The 18,700-nt window shown below is 41.5% G+C and carries 13 protein-coding genes; 7 read left to right on the forward strand and 6 right to left on the reverse strand.

Annotated features, from left to right (window positions below):
* Positions 1-155 precede the first annotated feature (155 nt).
* Both GWR21_RS01565 and GWR21_RS01570 read right to left on the reverse strand, forming a co-directional pair.
* The gene (locus GWR21_RS01565; protein ID WP_162330029.1) at positions 156-971 is read right to left on the reverse strand and encodes a hypothetical protein; all 816 of its coding nucleotides are present in this window, start codon (positions 969-971) and stop codon (positions 156-158) included.
* A 93-nt stretch (positions 972-1,064) separates the two neighbouring features.
* Positions 1,065-1,352 carry a hypothetical protein gene (locus GWR21_RS01570; protein WP_162330030.1) on the reverse strand — a complete coding sequence of 96 codons (288 nt, stop codon included), beginning with the start codon at positions 1,350-1,352 and terminating at the stop codon, positions 1,065-1,067.
* Positions 1,353-2,365: 1,013 nt separating this feature from the next.
* Here GWR21_RS01570 and GWR21_RS01575 point away from each other — a divergent pair.
* The 5 genes from GWR21_RS01575 (at position 2,366) to GWR21_RS01595 (ending at position 10,646) form a co-directional block, all read left to right on the forward strand.
* Positions 2,366-2,962: an RNA polymerase sigma factor gene (locus tag GWR21_RS01575; RefSeq protein WP_162330031.1), complete on the forward strand. Its 597-nt coding sequence runs from the start codon at positions 2,366-2,368 to the stop codon at positions 2,960-2,962.
* Between the two features lie 138 nt (positions 2,963-3,100).
* Complete coding sequence (locus GWR21_RS01580) at positions 3,101-4,243, forward strand: FecR family protein (protein ID WP_162330032.1); 1,143 nt, start codon at positions 3,101-3,103, stop codon at positions 4,241-4,243.
* A 131-nt stretch (positions 4,244-4,374) separates the two neighbouring features.
* Positions 4,375-7,776, forward strand: a complete 3,402-nt coding sequence (locus tag GWR21_RS01585) for a SusC/RagA family TonB-linked outer membrane protein (protein WP_162330033.1) — start codon at positions 4,375-4,377, stop codon at positions 7,774-7,776.
* A gap of 19 nt (positions 7,777-7,795) precedes the next feature.
* Positions 7,796-9,289, forward strand: coding sequence for a RagB/SusD family nutrient uptake outer membrane protein (locus tag GWR21_RS01590; RefSeq protein ID WP_162330034.1), 1,494 nt, complete (start codon positions 7,796-7,798; stop codon positions 9,287-9,289).
* Positions 9,290-9,344: 55 nt separating this feature from the next.
* On the forward strand, positions 9,345-10,646 hold the full coding sequence (locus tag GWR21_RS01595; RefSeq protein ID WP_162330035.1) for a thioredoxin family protein: 1,302 nt from the start codon (positions 9,345-9,347) through the stop codon (positions 10,644-10,646).
* Positions 10,647-11,098: 452 nt separating this feature from the next.
* On the opposite strand, the gene GWR21_RS01600 is transcribed toward GWR21_RS01595, so the two are convergent.
* Positions 11,099-11,356 (reverse strand): hypothetical protein, encoded by a 258-nt coding sequence (locus GWR21_RS01600; RefSeq protein WP_162330036.1) that lies wholly within the window; start codon positions 11,354-11,356, stop codon positions 11,099-11,101.
* Positions 11,357-11,982: 626 nt separating this feature from the next.
* Between GWR21_RS01600 and GWR21_RS01605 the strand changes: the two genes are divergently transcribed.
* Positions 11,983-14,310: a S9 family peptidase gene (locus GWR21_RS01605; protein WP_162330037.1), complete on the forward strand. Its 2,328-nt coding sequence runs from the start codon at positions 11,983-11,985 to the stop codon at positions 14,308-14,310.
* 390 nt (positions 14,311-14,700) lie between these two features.
* Here GWR21_RS01605 and tnpC read toward each other — a convergent pair whose 3' ends face one another.
* From tnpC to tnpA, 3 genes are all read right to left on the reverse strand, one after another.
* Positions 14,701-16,461, reverse strand: coding sequence for an IS66 family transposase (gene tnpC / locus GWR21_RS01610; protein ID WP_162330038.1), 1,761 nt, complete (start codon positions 16,459-16,461; stop codon positions 14,701-14,703).
* A 192-nt stretch (positions 16,462-16,653) separates the two neighbouring features.
* Positions 16,654-16,866, reverse strand: coding sequence for an IS66 family insertion sequence element accessory protein TnpB (gene tnpB, locus GWR21_RS31810; protein ID WP_162330039.1), 213 nt, complete (start codon positions 16,864-16,866; stop codon positions 16,654-16,656).
* A 168-nt stretch (positions 16,867-17,034) separates the two neighbouring features.
* On the reverse strand, positions 17,035-17,142 hold the full coding sequence (gene tnpA, locus GWR21_RS31815; protein ID WP_394367284.1) for an IS66 family insertion sequence element accessory protein TnpA: 108 nt from the start codon (positions 17,140-17,142) through the stop codon (positions 17,035-17,037).
* Positions 17,143-17,382: 240 nt separating this feature from the next.
* Between tnpA and GWR21_RS01620 the strand changes: the two genes are divergently transcribed.
* Positions 17,383-18,651 (forward strand): alpha/beta hydrolase family protein, encoded by a 1,269-nt coding sequence (locus tag GWR21_RS01620; protein ID WP_162330040.1) that lies wholly within the window; start codon positions 17,383-17,385, stop codon positions 18,649-18,651.
* Positions 18,652-18,700: the final 49 nt, after the last annotated feature.

An 18,700-nucleotide genomic window follows, 5' to 3' on the forward strand; every position in this document is an offset into this window, starting at 1 on the left:
TTTTGGTTATACTATATGAAATTAGCGTAGTAGCCTGCGGAGAGCATGCGGTATTAGGATTGGCGAGGAATGATTGGGACATCGGGAATTTCTTACCGTTCCCAGCAGGAGAGGAGCATTCCCCTACTCGCTATTCGGTCCCTTACCGCTACTCACTATTTTGTATACCCTAACCGGAGTATGATCGGGCTGGATAGCGGCATTTGCTGCTTGGCCATGAAGTCGTATAGTAGCTGTATGTTGCCTTTCAGTTTTGCGTTGATTTTATATTTTTTGCTGATTCCAAGGAGGGCACTCGGTTTCCAGTTGTTCCAGGCTTTCAGATCATTGCCATTGCGAATGGTGCTGATGTATTTGGCCTCGGCACCACCATATACATAGAAAGAGCCTTTTAGTTTCCAGTCAAGGAAACTGCGCAGGCCGATGCCCTGATGCGAGAAGCGAATGTGATTCCAGCCGGTGCCTATGCCAAGGGTGTAAGATGCGCCTAGGCCTGCGCTACTTTTGCGGTGCAGTTTATAGGCTGCCTGCAGGGCAATCTCTGTGCTGGACGGAAAATACTGGGAGGTCTTTTGAAACTGGATGTTGGCGCCCAATTCCAGCCGATGAAGGAAGGTTTTGCCTTTCATTGGGTTGGGTTTGAAATCTGGTTCGTCAGACATCGTGCTCATGTTGGGCAGTTTATCCTTGTATTTAGAAAACTCCTGTTGGGCGTTGTCCATCAATTGGGAAACTGGCCGCCGCGATTCTGGATTGTTGCCAACGCGCTGCCTGAGGGCTTCTTCTACCATCGAGCGGGTTTGCAGGCCTTCAGTTTGGGCAACCCCACCTGCAGATGGCATTCCAAGTAAGCCGGCAAACTGTGAGTTCCGCTGCATAAAGTCTTTATAAATCTTGCTTTTGGACAATAGTTCCAGCGCTTTCTTTTCAGCTTTCTTTTTATCGCTCAGCAGGCTTTTGTATTCTTTCACTTGCTGATTGTAGTAGTAGGCGTCTTTGCTGATCGCCTGAAGGTTTTTGGATAGTCTGTTAAATTGGGCTAGCTGGGCCTTAAGCGCTCTTTTCTACACTTTGATGTATTGCTCAATCTGTGCAGCATTATCCAGTGATTGCTGTAAGGATTGAATGCCGCTAACAGCGCCTTGTAGCTTTTCTTTGCTGCCTTGCAAAAGAGCGTGGTTATTGCCAAGAAATTTTAGAGAGGTGCCCATACTATCCAGCGCGGTTATATGCTGTTTGATACCTGGTGGCAATTGCAGTTTTCCGAGTTTCATGGCCGTTTTTAGGCCGCGTAAGCTGTCCAATACCTTGCGGAAAATGCCTTCGGCTTGTTCTGGGCTGATTTTTTTCACCTTTCGGTAGAGTTTTTCCTCCTGTCGCAGGAGCTTGCTGACTGCTTTTTCAGCACTGGACAACAAAAAAGCCTAAAGTGGAAACCCTGACCGATGTTAGTCACAGTATGGTAAGGTGAAGGATATAGAAAAGAACCAGGCGGAGGATTTTACAACTATAAATGATTTTACAACTATAAATATTAACAATGAAAATGATTAAGTGGTTTATAATAACCCTATTAATGCTGATAACAGGAGTAAGTATTTATTTTGCTGCACTGGGAAGTAGTTTTTTCCGTAGAGACATTCTGTGCGTATTGATATTGATTTTATGGATGGTGTTGTGGAATAGTAAGTGGACGTTTATACTAGGTATTATACTTTGTGTATATGGGCTGTATAATTTACTATTCGTCAGTGTCACTAAAGCTGAGCCTACCTTTATGCAATTTACCTCACCATTGGTATATCTATTTTTTGGCACGAAAACAAGTTCTTGGCTACATCATCCCATAGTATTAATTCCTTTGTTTTTTTACTTTTTTTATTTGTTATTTCTGCTAAGTAAAAAAGGTAGGATTTATTATAGACTTAAATTTTAGTTATTGCATTGCAATACCTCATTATTTGTAAATAGAAACTATATCCAAAGTAATTTCAATTTCATATTTTGGCGGGCGTAAGCTCAGCCTTCCCTTTTCCCCCGCTAAGTAAAAACCTCCAAAAAAGTAACCTTCCCCAACCAACTATCTTGTAAAAAAATAACCAGCCACCTCTGCCGGGCTAAACATTTGGATATTCCCCACACAGTCCTTAATTTTAACATGCCAGTACAAACTGGGCACTAGCTAAATAAAAGAGATAAGTCAACTCCGCCTACACCAACAAGGAACGCGATTTGTATTATCCTTCAACCAGAAATTCCCTAAATACCAATATCAGCGGCCCGTATTTGCTTTTAGTAGATATACTTTCTACATTAGTACCAAGTAGCCTGGTCGCCGATCAACCGTTAAGACTAAGACGAAGGGATGAATATATACAGTACGCTAACTGATAAAGAACTAACCGACCGGCTCAATAACCGGGATGTCCACGCTTATGAAGAAATTTATAAGCGCTACTGGCGTATTATGTTTGAATTTGCCCGAAAAATGCTTCAGGACAACGAGCAAGCCAAAGACATCGTCCAGGATACCTTCACCACCCTCTACTGCAATATCGGCACAACAGATTTTTCTAAAATCCGGATAGCCCCATATTTATATACCATAGTCAAAAACAACGTCATCAACCTCAGCCTACGCAATAAACGTAGCGCAAGCTATTTAGCCTCCTTAAAAGAATTTGTGGACGCTGGCGAGTACATCACCGACGCTCAGGTCAGGGAAAACGAAGTCCTGCGACAAATTGAAGCTGAGATTGCCAAGCTGCCGCGAAAGATGCGCCAGGTGTTTGAGATGAGCCGCAAAGCCTATATGTCTCGCAGGGAGATTGCAGAAGCCACCAATCTTTCGGAAGAAACTGTTAAAAGCCAGATATCCAGAGCCATAAAAGTTCTCAAGAGCAAACTAGGAGCCCATTCTCTGCTATTTATCATGGCGCTCATTCTATGGCTAAACAAATAGAAATACAGACATAACATATAGTTAACGCTACGTTAATAAAAAAAAATAAAAAAAACTTGTCCAAAATAGCACCCTAAAGACTGAGTTGCTTGTTATACTATTATAACGTGTATGTCATACTGAAATCGGGAACGTATAATGGATGAAAAAGAAGTACTAGCGCTTCTACAGAAGTATCAAACGAACCAATGTACCGCACAAGAGATTGCCATAGTAGAAAGCCATTTTCTACATTTAATAAACGACGGCAAAACTCCTGAGGGCGAAATAGACTATGACCGCATAGAGCGAGAAATATGGGCCAATATATCTCCTACACCTGTCAGGCGAAGATTACCGGCACTTGCGCGTTATGCAGCGATTATTACCGTAGTAGCCTGTGCTGCGGGAGGCATCTACTATGCAAGCCATCAAAAGCCAAACATCCAGCATCAAGCGGTTTCCGCAAAGCAAATCCAGCCAGCTGGCAATAATGCCACGCTTACACTCAGTAATGGGCAAACCATTGCGCTAAATACACAAAGCGGATTAGTGGGTAACCATTCCCTTACTGGCGTAAGCATAACCAATAATGTAAACAGCGGAACCGTTACGTTTAGTCAAGACAGTAAGACAACACAAACCAGCCATATAAAAGAGGCCGAAGGTCCCAACACCATTTCAACACCGCGCGGCGGCCAGTACAGGCTGGTATTATCCGATGGCACCCATGTTTATCTGAATGCGTCCAGCTCACTTACATTTCCTGCGCGTTTTTCAGAAGAAACCAGGGAAGTGGTTATCACCGGAGAAGCCTATTTCGAAGTGGCCAGGGACCCTCGCAAGCCATTCCTCGTTACCACTAAAGGACAACAACTAAAAGTGTTAGGCACGCATTTCAATGTAAGTGCCTATCCCAATGAACAGCTTAAAACTACGCTTGCAGAAGGCAGCGTTGAACTCACATCTTCATCCCTCCAAAAGCAACTGTTAAAACCCGGTCAGCAAGCCTTGCTCTTATCAGCAGGAGATTTTGAGGTACACAACGTAGATGCAGAAGACGCAATAGCCTGGCACAGCGGTTATTTCCTTTTCAGGGAAACACCATTGCCAGAAGCCATACGTCAAATTTGCCGATGGTATAACGTAGACGCAGATATTCAAAATCTGCCTTTGACACCAGTAAATGCGATGTTACCTAACAATCTTACACTGTCTGATTTCATCAATGGTTTAGAATTCAGCAACGGGATCAAAATTACGCTAACAGAAGAAAGGAGGCTAATCGTCAACAAAAAGTAGTCAGGGAAAATCAATTAAAAAGTGGTGTAAACTAATCCGGATTCTGTATTGCAAACAGAACCAGGAAAGCCGGTTCTATACCTAACACCACCGTAAGTAGTATTATTAAAAAACCAACCAAACGCAAAACTATGAATTTAATTCATTACCAAAGGGGCGTGGCTTCTTTTTCTAAAGAAAATAGCCCTTTGAGGACACGAATGTTCAAACGCTTAGCAGTTATGAAGATCATTATCGCACTTATTGCCATCAATCTCCAGGTCACTGCCAGAACCTACGCACAGCAAATTACCCTATCCTATAAAAATGCTAAACTTTGGGATGTACTGTCGTCGGCAAGCAAACAAATTGGGTATGGCTTTTCCCTGCCGCCCGAAGCAGCAAAAAAAGCAAAACCAGTTACTATAAACATCAAATCAGCCACTATTGAAACAGCTTTACAAATGATTTTTGAGGATCAGCCTTTCGTCTACAAAATCGAAGGAAAACTCATCATGGTAGCGGATAAACCCGCTGAAAAAAAAAGTGAAACGTTAACGTTACGATCAGATGTATTAACTACTATACGAGGTACAGTTACTGACGAAGAAGGTCAGCCACTTCCTGGAGCAACTGTGATGGTCAAAAGAACCAATCTGGGGGCTGTAACTGACGGCTCGGGGCGGTTCACCATTCCTGATGCACCTGAAAATGGTGCTTTGCTTATCCGCATGATCGGCAAAGAAAGCCGCGAGGTAGCCTACAAAAACGGTGTGGTGCCTAATGTTACCCTTAAGGATGTTGAGGCTGATCTATCTGAGGTCCAGATCATAGCCTATGGTCAGATAGAGAAAAAATATGGAACCAGTAATCAAGGGACAATTACTGGAGCCCAAATTGCCAGGCAGCCGGTAAGCAACCCTCTTCTCGGTATACAAGGGCGTATCCCTGGACTTTTCATTCAACAGACCTCAGGACAAACTAATGGCCGAATTGGGGTTTTGTTGCAGGGCATTAACAGTTTGGCTTCAGGGACTGAGCCTTTTTATGTCATTGATGGCATTCCCTATTCACCTGATTTTACAGGTAGTTCCCTAGTTGGCAATCAAATATCTCAAAATGTTCTGGGCGCCAAAACGTCCAGTGGAGGTAGCACATTCAATTTCATCAACCCCGCTGATATAGAAAGTGTGACCATTCTGAAAGATGCCGATGCAACCGCCATTTATGGTTCCCGTGCAGCAAACGGTGCGATCCTGATCACCACCAAAAAAGGCAAGCCAGGCAAAACAAAAGTAGATTTAAATATGCAGTCCGGCTGGAGCCAGGTAACACGCCGTCCTGATTTTCTCAATAAAGATCAATATCTGGAATTAAGACGTGAGGGATACAAAAATTCGGGAGAAGATGTCCCTAATGAAAATTCAGTGCCTGATTATTCTAACTATCCGCTGACTGTGTGGGCGAATAACAAGGAACATGACTGGTGGAAGGAACTCGTTGGCGGCACAGCTAATTTCACCAGCCTGCAGGCAAATGTCTCAGGAGGCAACGAGAATACGACGTTTTTAGCAGGCGGCGGCTACTCAAAGCAGACCACCGTATATCCGAATGATCTGGCTGATAAAAAATACAATGTCAATCTCACTATCAATACAACCTCAGACAACAGGAAATTTAATTTCATGATTAAAGGATCGTTTCTTCGGGATGATAATCGTTTGAATGGAATTGATCTCGCATCAGCAGTGCTTACTACAGCCCCCAATGCCCCTGACTTGCTGAATCCTGACGGTTCAATCAACTGGGGCCCATTTCCCAATGACCCGAATCGCTACAGTTTTGGAGACAATCCATTAAAAGAAAAATACAATGAATATTATAGTACCAGCAACAATTTGCTTGGAACCAGTTTAATCAGCTATGAGCTACTACCGGGATTGACTGTAAAATCCACATTTGGATACAATATGCTGTTTGGTGATGAAATGGTTTTGAGAAAATTTGAATCCTACTCCCCCGAGTTCGTTGGTGTTACCTCGAGTTCAAAATTTCAGGACCGTTCCATCAACTCTTATATCATTGAGCCTCAGATCACTTACCGAAAGGATCTACCCGATGGGGTAATTGACTTCCTGGTCGGCAGCAGTTTTCAGCAAACGAAAACCCAGTATAGCGGTATTGAAGCATTTGGCTTCAACAACAACAGTCAACTGGCAAATCCACGGGCAGCTACCAATGTACAGCCACTTTTAGGCAAGGAAACGTTATATAAATACAATGCCATCTTCGGTAGGCTAAACTACCGTCACCACAACAAATATATTTTGAATTTCACTGCCAGACGCGATGGCAGCAGCCGGTTCGGAGACAACAACAAACTACATAACTTCTTTTCCGCAGGGGGAGCATGGTTATTTGGCGATGAAGATTTTTTAAAGAACTTAACTTCAGGGATATCAACCGGAAAACTAAGGATAAATTATGGCATCACCGGCAACGATCAGATTGATGACTATGTTTATGCAAGTCTGCTGGACGCTGTTCCATCAGGGATGCCCTATCAGGGTATTACTCCATTGATACCTTCAAGGCTTGCCAACCCAAACCTACAATGGGAAAGCACTAACAAATTTAATATAGGAATTGACCTGGGATTTTTTAACGATAGGTTGTCATTTACCGTCGATTATTTCCGCAACCGCTCGTCCAATCAGTTGGTCGACTACATTATGCCCAACCTCACTGGTTTTACCAATGTCAAAAAGAACTTTGAAGCTGTCATTCAGAATACCGGGATCGAATTGTTGTTGAACGCATCGATCATCTCTAAGCCGGATTTTACCTGGAGAACATCGTTCAATGCCACTATTCCTAAAAATAAACTGATTGACTTTCCTGGACTCGAGGGGAGCTCTTATGCTAATACCTACGTTATTGGTAAACCAGTTAATATCATCAAAGCATACGAATTTGCTGGCGTTAATGCTACAACAGGCTTATACGAATTTGTAACCTCCAAAGGGGAAAAGTTAAATTATCCAGATTTCTTCATGGACCGTACAAAGCTGATTGACATCAATCCCAAATGGTACGGCGGTTTTTCCAATACCATCAGTTATAAAGGATTTGACCTCGACTTTCTGTTACAGTATGTTAACCAGGTATCTCCAAACATTAAATATGAAAACTTCTTCCCGGGTTATGGAAGTTCAAATTTACCTACATATATGCTCAAAAGATGGCAAAAAGAAGGCGATATTACCGATGTTGAAAAAATCACTACGGGATATTCAATAACCACTGTAAATGCAAAGGACAGCGACGCGAAATACAGCAACGGCTCCTTTCTCCGCTTGAAGAATGCATCCATTTCCTACAATATACCAGCCACATTATTCAGAAAAATCGGCATCAGCAGCCTGAGGGCCTATGTGCAGGGACAAAACCTCCTCACGATCACCAAATACGAGGGTGCCGATCCGGAAACGCATTCAATTGGTTTCCTGCCTCCATTGAGAACATATACCCTGGGTTTGCAAGTTTCATTATAACTCTTAAACGATGAAAAATATGTCTAACAACTCTATATATGCTAAAGTCTTCATTATCGGAGGGCTCATCATCAGCAATTCATTATCAACAGGCTGCAAGAAATACATTACAGTAGATGCCCCATCGACTAGTGTTACAACAGTTAGTGCATTCCGGGACAATTCTTCGGCCATTCAGGTTGGCACAAGCCTTTTCACTGCTATGAGCGGAAATACCGGGAACGGCTCCTACGTCTCAACAGCGATCCTGCCGGAACTCTCAGCTGATAACTTGTCACTTTATGACAAAAACTCTTATCGGTATACAGATTATTACAAAAATTCACTGGAATCGCAATATCTGACTTCGGACCAGTTCGAAACCTACTGGATTGTCGCTTATAAGCAAATGTTTACGGTAAATACCGCCATTGAACAATTAAAGGGCAATCGGTATCTCACCCAGGCTGTGGCCAGGCGACTATTGGGAGAGGCCTATTTTGTCCGCGCATTCTATTATTTCTATTTGACGAACTTTTACGGTGACGTTCCTTTAGTCTTGACCACTAACTATGATAAAAACAGTGTGCTGAAGAATAATTCATCCGCAGAAGTGTATGCACAGATAGAATCAGACCTGTCTGCAGCTGAAACACTGCTCGATCAGAACTACGTATCTTCAGATCTGATAACACCTACTCCGGAGCGCCTGCGTCCTAATCTTTCAACCATCAAGGCACTGCAAAGCAGGGTCTATCTATATGAGAAGAAATATCCGGAAGCTGAAGCCGCAGCAACTGCTGTCATTGATAATACACAATATTCTTTGAGTGACGTTACATCTGCCTTTTTAAGGAACAGTTCCGAGACTATTTGGGCACTGCAATCCATCAATGTTGGCTACAACACCTTTGAAGGCAGCGTTTTCAACCTTCCCCCTACAGGTCCAAACGGTAATGTATTCGGCGGCTATCCAATCTATGCCTCCACGTCACTTGTCAATAGCTTCAAACCTGGCGATGCACGTAAAAGCAACTGGCTGGGTGTTGTCAATGCAAATAACAGGGACTATTACTATCCAGCAAAATACAAAGTCCCGTTTATAGCCAACTCCAAAGACCTTAAAGAATACACTATCGTATTCCGGCTGGCGGAACAATATCTGATACGGGCTGAAGCTAATAACGAGCAGGGAAAAACAGCAGACGCAGTGTCTGACCTCAATGCACTTCGTTCAAAACGCAGAGAATCAGGACCGGGTACGGTCCCCGATCCGCTTCCTGCATTCGCTAGTTCCTTAACCCAGTTGCAACTTCGTCCGTTGATCTTGGATGAACGAAGGGCAGAACTATTTACCGAAGGTGCTCACCGCTGGTTCGATCTGAGGCGTTTAGGTAATATCGATAGAATATTGACAGATGAACAAGCGGATAAAGAAGGTACGTGGTCATCATTCAAATCCTATTATCCTATTCCAAGGTATGAGTTGACCGCTAATACATCATTAGCCCAGACTCCAGGGTATTCAAAATAGCTTAGTGAGGGCTGTGAAGCATCGCAGCCCTCTTTTCCTCAATAAACTAAATGAAATGAAAAAGATTGTCATAGTGCTGCTGGCAGGGCTTACATCCCCAATGCTCTCTTTAGCCCAAACCCCGGCCGACTTATTTGAAAAATTGCCTAACTGGCAATCCGTACTTGAAAAAGCGGCGAAAGCGAATAAAAACATATTTATCGACTTTTACGCAACATGGTGTGCCCCCTGCCAAGAAATGGATGCTTCGGTGTACACAGCCCCCACTGTTCGTGACTATCTAAGCGAACATTTTCTGCCGGTTAAAATCCAGATGGACCAAACTAAAAACGATAATCCCGAAGTTCAGGCATGGTATAAAGATGCCGTACTGTTGGGCAAACAATATCATGTAGACGCATTCCCTTCCTTTCTATTTCTCTCGCCGAAAGGTGACTTGCTGACGATGCAATTTGGTTTTCACAATGCCGCGGACTTTCTGAAGGTCCTTGAAAAAGCAAATGACCTGAATAATGCTTATTATCCACTGTTAAAGCAGTACCAAGATGGCAAGTTGCCAGATTCAGCTCTCCTCAATTTGGCCATCAGGACAAAGGAATTGAAAGCCGATAGTCTGGCCAGGGTATTGGTTAGCAAATACAAAAATCTGTATTTCGACAAGCTCAGGATCGAAAGTCAATTGACTAAAAACTTCACAGATTTAGCTTTTCACTTTCCTACCACCATCCATGAAAGTGATAAAGTGGTGAGGTATATTTATAATCATCCTCAGATACTGGACTCAGCTTTCAGACCAGGAATATCCAAAGAATATACTTCCTTTTTTATAAGCAGGGATTACATCATGCCATTAATTACGGCGGCGGAGAAACGCGGCAAGGAACCGGATTGGAAAGATATTGAGTACAAAGTCACTAAACGGTATGATTCAAAAACCGGGAAACGTCTGGCTTTCGATCATAAACTTGCATGGTATTACAAACAGGAAGACTGGGAAAACGTGGTGAAATATGAAATAGAAAAAGTTGAAGAAAAAGGTATAGAAAACGCTGTGAAGGCGAGTACGCTGCAAGTTAACAACCTGGTTTATGAGGTGATTTTTAAAAGAAGTATGAATCCGGCGCATTTGAAAAAAGGCCTGCAGTTTATCGAAGTGATCATGAAAAACAACCCTCATGATGATGAAGTAATCGATACGTACGCTAATGTTTTGTATAAAATAGGTAGAAAAGAGGAAGCCATACAACAAGAGAAAAGAGCTTTAAGCCTGGCTGAAGAAAAAAAGCGCGATGCAAATGCTAAAATATATAAAGAAGTGATTCAGAAAATGGAAAACAATGTGCCAACCTGGCAATAATGGTCGCGATAACCTATGACATCTATGGAAGAACATATCGCAATAATTCCCTCAGCTTACAAAACAGACTTTATAGAGCCAGAAGAGAAATATTGAAGTCTTTGGGCGAATTAACCGAAGCAGAGTTTAAGTACCATGAGGGAATCCTTTATTATGCCTCACAAATGTGTTTAAGCTTAAAAGTGGCAAATAGGGTATTAGCAGCTAATGCAAAGGGGTCGATCCACGGAATGCTGCTACAACGGATCTATGCTGAATCCAAAATAATTACTAAACATACAAATATGAATATGAAAGAAATCAACTACGAATTGGGCATAGATGATCCTGCATACTTCCGGAGATTTAAAATAATTAAAGGATACTCCCTCCAGAGTATGGCTACCAGCATGACAAGAAGATGGTTTAAATATACGCAGGATGTTTTACATCCTGCGTATAGAAAGTTACAATCAAGGAGCAGTATAGTACAGCGTAGTAGTTGTACAAATGCCTGGAGTTTCTGCCAGAGGAATCAGAGAAGTAGTAACTGGCAATTGGTTTGGAACAGCTGTAGTTGTAGCAAAACCTGGTCTTGTGAAAGTACAAGATGTAGTACCTGCTGTAGTAAAATACAGAACTTTGTTCAGTCTTGTGCTTTTGAAAGCCAAGGCACTACCCGCAACAGCCATAACAGCAACAGCTGCGAGAACGAATTTAGCACGTTTCATGATGTTGAAAATTATTGTGTGAAGAATATGAGTGCCTACTCTGATCATGGGTTTTCGGCTACCCCCTTTATCAATTTGCGCGCAAAAGACTTTAAATATATAGTGTAGAGCTACCGCTCTTCATATGTTACGAAAATGCTTTGTAAAATGGCCAACTCGATATGGAAATGTGTAGTTAATAAAAAACATGATCTTCCTTTATAGCGTCTTTCACTGTAAAAATACGTTCTTATAGCTGATGGAGATATGAGAGATAGACACCTAAGTTAGGAGATTAAGAAAATTAGCTGACAAATCAGCAAATAACTGCGCTGCTATAGCAGCGAAAGTTTTTAGTTTAAGATAAAAGAAAAATGATGATTCGAATAATAGTAGTAGTTCAGCTTCTTCTGCTGTCTATATCCAGCATAGGGCAAAAGAAATTGATCACAGATTCTACCTTCCTGGAATGGCCGGAAGTTATACAATCTAAGTTAAGCAATGATGGAAAATTTGCTTCTTACAGCGTATATAATAGTCCACTGGGTCAGACGACTACCACCGTTAAATCGACAAACAACTCATGGTCTAGACAATTTACTTCATTAGGCCAATCGGAGTTCAGCCAGGATTCCAAATACTATTATATGGTACAAAACGGCAGACTGAACAAGCTGAAGGTTGGCAGTGCCGAGTCAACTGAAATAGCCAGAACCGGAGGCTTCACGTTATTTGCAGGGGCAGGCGCACAGTATCTTATTTATAAATCTGACTCTTCAAAACAGACGGTCATAATTAATCTAAATACTGAAAACAACCTATCTTTTGCCAACGTAGAAGAATATAAAATCAGTCCCACAGGCAACAGTTTAATATTAAAAGTGGCCGAGACCCCCAATCTCAATACTTTAACCTCGCTAAATCTCTCGACCGGGGTATATAGGGATATTTATTCAGGATCCGCTGTGTCACACCTAATATTCAGTAAATCAGGAGCAGATATAGCATTTACAACAGACACGGGAAAGTTACTTACACTTTGGCTTTATGATCATACAATGACTACAGCCAGCCCCATACTTCAACCTCGGCACATGCCCAACGATAAAGTGATTTCTGTCGACGATATTTGGGAGTTTTCTGATGATAGCCGGATGCTATATTTCACTTTTTTACCAGATGTAAACTACATTAAGAAGCCGACCGATCCTGACATCTGGAGCTACCAGGACCAGATATTGTATAGTCAATATAAGATGAATGCTTTTAAAGGGCCGAGGGAGTGGCGCAACCTAACTACCCTTGACATTAATAGCGGAAAAGTAACGCAACTTTTATTTGGCAATGAGCACAAAGGGAGTGTTCTTCATAAAATTTCGGGCGACAAATTCGTCATCGAGGTCATCGATACTTCATTAATAAGTAAAAGAGCAGCAGACAAGCCCTACAAGTCCTATTACATGGTCAATGGATCCACCGGTCAGCGGACACTTTTGCGGTCATCTTCCATAACCAGTATCTATGATATTAAATTTTCACCGGATAATAGATTTATAACTTATAGAGACGGCCAGGACGACGTCTACAAATGTTTTGATGTTCCGTTGAACGCTATATATGATTTCACTCAGGAAATTAATAAACAGATGCTCCACTACGATGGGCGTACAAGATCCACGTTACCTAATTATAAAGGCGTAATCGGCTGGATAAAGGGAACTACACATGTACTCATGGTTGGGATGCATGGCATCTGGGAACTAGACGTAACCGGTAAATGCAGCCCTAGAAACCTAACTGCAAATGGTAAAAATGATGGGTTGATTCATTACTCCTTTTGTGAAAAAATGGACAATCAGGTCATTGATCCGTCCAAAGACCTGTATGTATATGGGGTGAATCACAAAACCAAAGAATCATCGCTATACAGACTTAATATCAAACGAAAGATATTTCAAGAATTGTATGCCGGCAACTTCTTTTGGGCAGAACCTTACGGAGAGGTCCCTAAGAGATATTTTCAGAGAGCGAAAAATGCAGATGCCTTCATAGTAGCATTCCCTACCGTAGATAAAACTCCTGATCTATTCTTTACCACCCAATTCAGGAAATTTGACACTTTAACTACGCTATACCCTGAGAAAAAATACAATTGGCTTACTTCAGAACTGCATACTTATAAAGATGAACTTGGAAATGTCTGCCAGGGCCTACTGTATAAACCTGAGAACTTTAACCCTGATAAGAAATATCCCATTATCTTATATTTTTATCAAAATATTTCTAATACCCTAAATGAGCCATTATCCGTGGACCCGGTGTCCTCTGGCTTAAATATACCTCATCTTGTTAGCAACGGATACCTGGTTTTTCAACCCGATATCTATATTGAAAAGGGCAAGTTTGGGCAATACGTATTAATGAGCATCAATGCAGCGGCCGACCATTTGTCAACCTTTAACTACATAGACAGCAACAAGATGGCAATTGCAGGTCATAGTTATGGGGGTTATGAAGTTAATCAGATCATTACCCATACAAATCGGTTTTCAGCTGCATTATCGGGCGCGGGGTTTTCAAGTATTGTTAATAATACCTTTGACCTAGGTGTAGTCAATGAGGAAGTAAGGTCTTTTTCCAGAATCAATTCCAGAATGACTGTTGACTTCGAAGACGCACCGCAGTTATATATAGACAATTCACCAATTTTTAAAACTAAGAATATTCAAACGCCGGTGCTATTTCTGCATAGTGAGGATGATCGAAACGTTCCCTTTTACCATAGCCTGCAGATGTTCTTATCTTTGCGCCACCAGGGGAAAAAAGCATGGCTATTGTCTTATAAAGATGGCGGACATGGCGTAGGAAGCCTAGAGAACAGGATAGACTACATGAAGAAGACAAAGGAGTTCTTCGACTATTATTTAAAAAATGAGCCGATACCGGGGTGGATGCAACGACATATTAAATACTGAAAACATAGAGTGCTCCAAAACTTGGGCACTCTATGTTTATGATACAGAAATCATGTCATTTTCCAAATCACCATGTTAATCCCACACCTTTATGATCTATTTTCAATAAATGAATAATTACCTTATGGGGTGATTCGGAAAGTATGCGTAAACGTACCTCTCCATGATCTTTCACGGTTAATTTTCCATCTGCCATTGTTACATCCCAATAATCTGCTGAAATGTAAAGTTTATTATCTACGATTTTCAGGGCTTCTTTGCCTTCACTATCGTAGAAGGTTGCAGACAGTGAGAAAGGTAACGAGCCGTCAACTGGTGCTTTGATTACAAAGTAATGATTCGGTCCTCGGCATTCATCAACTAATCATCAAGGGCATTACCTTTGCATCATTATCCTTTCTTCTTCCAGTTGTGAGGTAATAAGTTGATCAGCTGATTTGCAGGGCAGTCATGCAGACTATCGTAGATATCACAGAGGTAGGTAAACGGGTCGATGTTATTGAGATGGCAGGATTCAATCAGAGAGTAAAATAAAGCTACACGTTCGGCTCCATGTTCATTGCCTGCGAACATTAAGTTCTTATGGAAGATAGTAACAGGTCGGATTACCCTCTCGGCGCCGCTATTATCTGGATCGACGTATCCATTTTCTGTAAATGCTCTTAAACGTGGCCATTGGCCCAGCGCGTAATTGACAGCTTTTGCGATAGGCGTTCCTGGCAGATGACCCTGATTTTGCTGGTGAAGTAACCCTGATTTGATTTTGTTCAGGAACTGGACGGTATATTTCTGACGAAGTTGCAATCGCTGATCCGGAGTAGATTTATTCTTATCGGCATAGGCTTCTATCCGGTAGATAACATTGAAGAGTGTGAGTACTTCTGCTACAAGTTTTTTGTCATACGCCTCTGCCTTCCTGAACCCGCGACGGATGTGGACCAGGCAACTCATCATGGTAACTTCATCGTTATTTTTAAAAGCAGCAGTATATGACCCGAGACCATCAGTCTGGAGTATGCCTTTAAAATCCTTCAATACTTCGGCTGGTATATGTTGGCTTCTTGACGGGTTAAATTCAAACAAGACTAGCTTGTGTTCTGGTGACAGGAACACCCAAAGCCACCCATTAGATGGCTTCCCTTTGCCTACATCGCTTAGGTACTTCAGTTTCGTCTTATCTGCCTTGATATATTTTGATTGCATAATGACCTTCCAAAGGCACCGTAGTAATCGTTGAAGTTTTTTATAACAGATTTCTTCCCAACCATCTACCGTCGATGCTGCAAAGTCTACACCCGTCGTGTTTTTGATAAATCTCAGCTGGCGGTAGTAAGGGTCTCGATATCCAAAACGGCGGCTATGAAGGTATGCAAGCAATCTGTTGCCTGCGGTACCTTTTTCTACCATGCGCGGCTTTACAGGCTCACAGATGATCTGCTTCTCATCATTGATATATTGAAGGTGCTCCTGCTGGACTTTGATGATTTTTCCTGGTGGATAATCATAAAAGGTAGTCACCTTTTTGCCCGTTGGTTTGAGGCCCGTTTTATCAATACTGATATCTATAGTCTCAGTTTGAACCTCTAGCCATGAAGGCTGAACTCTTCTCCCAAGATGTGCCTGGTATCTTTTCCTCTTCCGATTGCCTTTGATTATTTCATGGTTTGCTTGCTGTACACAAGCAGGAGTAACTGCTACGCTGATAATCTCTTCTAACTCCTGCACATCAAATTCAGCGCCCAGCGTTTGCTGAATAGCAACATTGACAACCGCTGATTCAGGTATAAATTTCTCGGATTTCTTTCCCATCAATATATCACAGAATTCCCTTAACTGAACTTCCTTTCGTAATCCTGCTTCTGCCTTCTCTCTCATTTCAGCATTTGCCTTTTCAAGGATCAAAATCCTTTCTTCCAGGTCTTTGATTATTTGTTCCCTATCCAGCATGATTTTATGTGCCTGATGAAAATACTTATTCAGTTTGACACATTCTTCTTGCTTTGCTTCCAGTTGGTTATTCAGGTCGTAGATGATTTTTCCAAACGTAATCCGTTCCCGGGACACAGATTCTGACAAGTAGGCATTTGCCATTGTTAAGGTGGAGACCTGTTGTAAAGCATCTGTGATGGAAGTAATTAATTCGGGGCGCACTGCGTTGTTGTAATGGTTACAGCTATATAAACGCAGCAGGTATTATAATGGTTTGATTATGTCTGATTTTTTCGCTCATACCTTTTCCTATACCTGATCTCAACTCCTTCCAAAATCAGCATCACATCCTTCTTGTCCAGTGTCACTGATCGGTAGTCTGGGCATACACAGGCGTACCCAATGTGCCCTGAGCTAATCTTTATTGTAAAGGGCATGGCCATCACCCTCAAAAACGAGCATCTTTACCTGGGTACGCCTGCCATTGAAGAACAAGTAGATTACTCCACGATTTAATGGATCCTGATTCATTATGTTACGCACTATTCCGGATAAACCATTTATACCCATTCGCATATCGGTATTGTGCGTATACAAATAAAAATTATAACCTGCCAGAGACAACATTTATCAACAATTTATCAAAGTGAGTAAATATTCCGCTGGAACAGCCTGATAGATCTTTATACCTAAAAGCTCCGGGAACACAGGTTGACACTCACCGGATACACTCATCGAATCAATATTTACAAGTAAAATCATGGGCTTATTTAATACCGGAACCTGTGTGTTTCTTTACTTGCAGAGCCAATAATAGAAGGTCTTCACTTTGATTTTATTGGCAGCGCAGTACTCTTTAATTGTTTTGCCAGAACAGGGGTAATTACTGACAATCTCCTTCATCCTTTCCGCCTTGGTGGTAGACGGCTCGTTCAACTTAACAATAGGCTTTTACATTACTCTTTTTTGCAAAAGTCTGAAGATTTCAGTACACTTCATTGATGGTCAGAACCGAATCATTACATATCAACTACAATTTGGCATCGGGAGTTTATAGGAATATTTCTGTCGGCGAAGTTTTATCGTGCATATAAGGAAAATTACCCTTGTCCTGAAGATATTGTAGTCGGGATATCAGGATGGTTGAAAGATGATACATTTGTACTAATTAATTCTACTTATGACTTGTGGAAGGCTGATCCTAATGCAAAAGTATCCCCAATAGTATTAACTGATGGAGAGAAGAATAATACTTTGTTCTATGCTGTTGAAAAAGATCCATCTGGTTCCCTAGTCGATAAACAATCAGAAATATTATTAACTGCATTTAATCTTGATAATAAGAATTTTGGATTTTGTAAGTTTAACCCTTATACCGGTCGATCTGTTCTTCTATCTTTGGAAGCAAGGTATTCAGGACATTTGCAGGACTTGTATACTCATTTTGGAGAAGAGGATTTAATTCGTTCATCCAATGGAAAGGCATTTTTGGTAAGACGGGAGAAGGCCGATTCTGAACCGAATTATTACTTCAGTCAGGATTTACGATATTTTTCTGCATTGTCTGATATACAGCCACACAAGCAATTTAATTGGCTAAAGGCGGAATTATGTACCTATAAAGATCAGGCAGGAAATAACCTACAGGGAGTATTGTATAAGCCAGAAAATTTCGATTCCGCTAAAAGCTATCCTGTGATTTTTAACATCTATGAAACGAAAAGTAACCTTCTTAATAATTTTGATAAACCGGTTTTGGCTGTTGCCGATTTTTCAATTCCCATATTGGTAAGTAATGGATATGTCGTTTTCTTGCCCGACATAGCAGGCAGGAGCAAGTATAGCGGAGATGGAGCATTAAATTCGGTGAATGCAGCAATTGACTTTATGTCTAATTTTTCATGGGTAAATACAGCGAAGCTGGCCTTAGTAGGCCATAGTTTTGGTGGTTTTGAGACTAATTATATTATAACACACTCTAAAAGGTTTGCTGCTGCAGTTTCTGGCGCTGGTATTAGTGACATGATCAGATTAGCGAGCGGCATTTGGGGTGATGGTGATAGTCAACAAAGTTTTGCTCAAACGACTTATTTGATGATGGAATCAACTTTAGCTGATGATCCGGATACTTATATTAGAAACTCCCCCATTCTTTCTTCAAAGAACGTGACCGCCCCACTGTTATTTATGCATAATGATGGCGATGGAAGTGTGAATTTTGAACAAACAAGATCTTTCTTTATTGTATTGCGTGATTTAAATAAGCCGTGTTGGTGGATAAATTATAGGGGTCAAAGTCATGGAGTGAGCGGAGAAACTAATCAGTATGATTTCAACAAAAAAGTATGGGAATTTTTAGACCACTACCTCAAAGACAAGCCGATGCCTGAATGGATGAAAGAGCATATATAGAGCGCCTGTACTTGAGTTACAGACAAAGGGGTAGGTAGGGGCTTTGCCC

The sequence above is a fragment of the Chitinophaga agri genome, assembly GCF_010093065.1.
Classification (GTDB): Bacteria; Bacteroidota; Bacteroidia; order Chitinophagales; family Chitinophagaceae; genus Chitinophaga; species Chitinophaga agri.